Consider the following 3,072-nt stretch of genomic DNA (forward strand, 5'->3'; position numbering starts at 1 on the left):
TCGCCATGTCTCAATATGTCCAGCCCAATACGCCGCCTTTTCGGATCTATGCTCCGGTGCCGATGCTACCATGGTCGCCCCTCCTGGGGACACTCCATGCCAGAAAATTCAGGAGGCGTAAGAAGGGGTTCTTTTGACGGTTACGCAGAAATTCCAACTCGACCTTGGGGATTCCCAGGTAGCGCGTCCTGAAGAATCCATATCCCCGTTTGAGCGTGCCGAAGGCCCGTTCCACCTTTGCCCGGACGCTGCTGATGAGGCGGTTTGCCGCTTTCTCGGCGGCGCTGAGCGCCCGGTTGCGGGCGGCTTTGTGCATGATGGGGTCTGCTCACGAAACGGAAAAAATCGTACGCTAAGGTGCGGTGACCTCCCGTTAGGCTTCATCCGACTTGACTTGAGAGAAGCGTGTCAGGTTGAAGTGTACATCAACCGGGCGTCAGGCTTGGCACGAAATCACGTCAGGCTAGGGTATATTCCGGGTTATCCGGACACAATTTGTCCGGGTTCATCGGCTTCAACCTGACACATTGACCGTTAACGTACGATTTTTTCCGTTTCGTGAGCGACCCCTAGGAGCGTGGCGGATCTCCGGTCGTCTGGTAGTCGCGCTACTGCCTGTGCCTTGGCGGCCGAAGCAAAACGCGCGAGAGCTGCAACCTTGCCGGGGGGAAGACGATCAATTTGGGGAAGATCATGGGCAAGCGTGCGGATCTCTTCAAGACGGGCGAGAAAGCGACCGATCTCTCGCCCACTCTGGATGTACGGGCCGTCGCGCAGGCGATCGAGTGGGCTCTGGCGCCCACCCTCGGGAACCACGACTAGGCCGTCGAGGCGAGCGCGCTGCTCAGGTGTCAACGCTTCAACGAGTAGACGATGCAGATGCGCGTTCGCGCGCGAGCGCACTCTCGCAATGGTGCGTTCGAGAACCGAAAGGCCGGGCAGCAACACCTTGGCCGCGAGTAACCACGCGATTGCGCGCTCGAATAACGACGAAGGCCGGTCAGTGCCTGTCCAGCACAACGCATAAAGGAAGCGGTTGAGACGAAACGTTATTCCGAAGTCGGAGAAGGCGTGATAGTTATAGCGCTCGCGGATGCGGGGGCCATGCCGCCATCGACCATCGCTCGCCGCATACCGCGTCATAAGATCGGCCCAGCCGACGATCGACAGTTGATCTGCAACGAAATGTACGGCCGAGATGGGCGCGATAGTGGGATCGTCGAGGAAAACGCCGAGCAGGCGTAGCGAACCGAGTTGGATCGCAACTCCCAGGCGATTATGGTCGCCGCGATGCTCGGCCACAAATGCGTGATCGGCGTCGTCGAGGTGAAAATAGCGCGCGAGTTGGTCGGGGGTGGGTTCGCCGGTGAAGCGCCCGTACTGGCGAATTTGGCTGTCGGTAAGGAATCCGACTGGCACAGTTCAGACCTGTTTCGCAGGAACGGTACGCTTGCGCGGATGTCTGCCGAGCAAAGCAATCGCGCAGTCGCGTGGCTGCCCTTTCGCGTCGACGTAGGCGTAGAGCGTCGATAGGGAGATGCCGAGTTGCACTGCGACATCCCGGGCAGCGTTATCCCGGTCGGCCATCATCGACATCGCCGCCTTGAGCTTCTGCTTTGTCATCACGCGCGGGCGCCCACCAGCGCGTCCTCTCGCGCGGGCCGCAGCCAGCCCAGCCATGGTTCGCTCATGGATGAGGTCGCGCTCGAACTCCGCAAGCGTTGCGAAGATGCCGAACACGAGTCTGCCGGTAGCAGTGGTAGTATCCACATCGCCGGTTAGCACCTTCAGCCCGACACCACGCTTCTGGAGATCGCTGACAAGACCTACGACATGAGTGAGTGAACGGCCAATGCGATCGAGCTTCCACACGACGAGTGCGTCGCCATCCCGCGCAGCATCGAGCGCTTTCGCGAGGCCCGGACGCTCGGTCGTGCGGCCTGAACAGACGTCGTCATAGACCCGCTCGCACCCGGCGCGTGCCAACGCATCCCGCTGGAGATCAAGATTCTGCTCATCTGTCGACACGCGCATGTAGCCGATCAACAGAGGTGCCGCCCCCCTGCACATCAATCTACGTGTTGAGGGGTTTATAGGCTATAGATTTCTGAACGGATTTTTAGGGGAAAGTAGGTGCCCTAGGCACTGCTACTGTTCCGGTCACCGTCTTCGCATCAAACCGGGGTTTGATGCGAAGAGAAATCGGCTCAGAAATCCTTGTGTAGGTTTTCTGTTCCGCTGCTACTCAGAGCCCAATACCCGGATGCGACTTTTCAAGCAACCTCTCGGCCGACAAGTTGACGGTGCCGGCAAAAGCTCTATCCAGACCTCGGGCGCTTGCCCTTCTCCACATGTTGAGCTATTATCAACTAACAAGAACTGGAGTGATTATGTATTTTGGGAAAGGTTCATCTTGCCTAGGCCATCTTCTTTCCCGTTTGATGAATCGTGGGCCAAAGTTCGCCGCCGACCCTGCTCGCATCACCCGCATCGAGCACCTGGTGGATAAGGCCTACTACGCGGCCAAAGTTGCCGGCGTCGGCGGGGCCGCCGTGGACAAAAGCGAGCTTGTCGCCCACTACCTGACCCAGGGTGCCGACCTTGGCTTGTGGCCAAATCCCGTCTTTGACGAGGGCTTTTATCGCGCTCAACTTCCTGGGCCGCTTCCCCCAGGCATGACCGGGTTGGAGCACTACCTGGTCGAGGGTGCCGCCTCCGGCCTCGATCCCTCGCCCCTGTTCTCCACAACCTTTTATCTCAGCGAATATCCCGACACAGCCACCTATGGGATGACCCCGCTGGAGCATTTCGTTCGCTGGACCATGCGCCAAGGCTGGCGGTCCCTGCCGAACGATCTGCCCGACCTGAAAGACCGCATCGAGCGCGTGCTTCGGGACGATCCGGGCAACCCCTATGCTTTGCTTGTGATTGATCGTGTGTTCCAGGCTCGCATCACCCGCATCGAGCACCTGGTGGATAAGGCCTACTACGCGGCCAAAGTTGCCGGCGTCGGCGGGGCCGCCGTGGACAAAAGCGAGCTTGTCGCCCACTACCTGACCCAGGGTGCCGACC

Annotated in this window: 4 protein-coding genes; 1 reads left to right on the forward strand and 3 read right to left on the reverse strand. The window is 59.6% G+C overall.

The annotated features are described in order from the left end of the window. Positions 1 to 46: 46 nt before the first annotated feature. The 3 genes from GTA51_RS20165 to GTA51_RS20175 all read right to left on the reverse strand — a co-directional run bounded on the left by GTA51_RS20165 (position 47) and on the right by GTA51_RS20175 (position 2,046). Positions 47 to 316 carry a transposase gene (locus GTA51_RS20165; RefSeq protein WP_160964278.1) on the reverse strand — a complete coding sequence of 90 codons (270 nt, stop codon included), beginning with the start codon at positions 314 to 316 and terminating at the stop codon, positions 47 to 49. 218 nt (positions 317 to 534) lie between these two features. After that, positions 535 to 1,419: a DUF4158 domain-containing protein gene (locus GTA51_RS20170; RefSeq protein ID WP_211922676.1), complete on the reverse strand. Its 885-nt coding sequence runs from the start codon at positions 1,417 to 1,419 to the stop codon at positions 535 to 537. Positions 1,420 to 1,422: 3 nt separating this feature from the next. Further along, positions 1,423 to 2,046, reverse strand: a complete 624-nt coding sequence (locus tag GTA51_RS20175) for a recombinase family protein (RefSeq protein WP_439333341.1) — start codon at positions 2,044 to 2,046, stop codon at positions 1,423 to 1,425. Positions 2,047 to 2,438: 392 nt separating this feature from the next. Here GTA51_RS20175 and GTA51_RS20180 point away from each other — a divergent pair. Further along, positions 2,439 to 3,072, forward strand: a 634-nt coding sequence (locus tag GTA51_RS20180) for a hypothetical protein (protein WP_211922677.1), incomplete at its 3' end; no start/stop codon positions are given.

It is taken from the genome of Solidesulfovibrio aerotolerans, assembly GCF_009856865.1.
GTDB classification, from domain to species: domain Bacteria; phylum Desulfobacterota; class Desulfovibrionia; order Desulfovibrionales; family Desulfovibrionaceae; genus Solidesulfovibrio; species Solidesulfovibrio aerotolerans.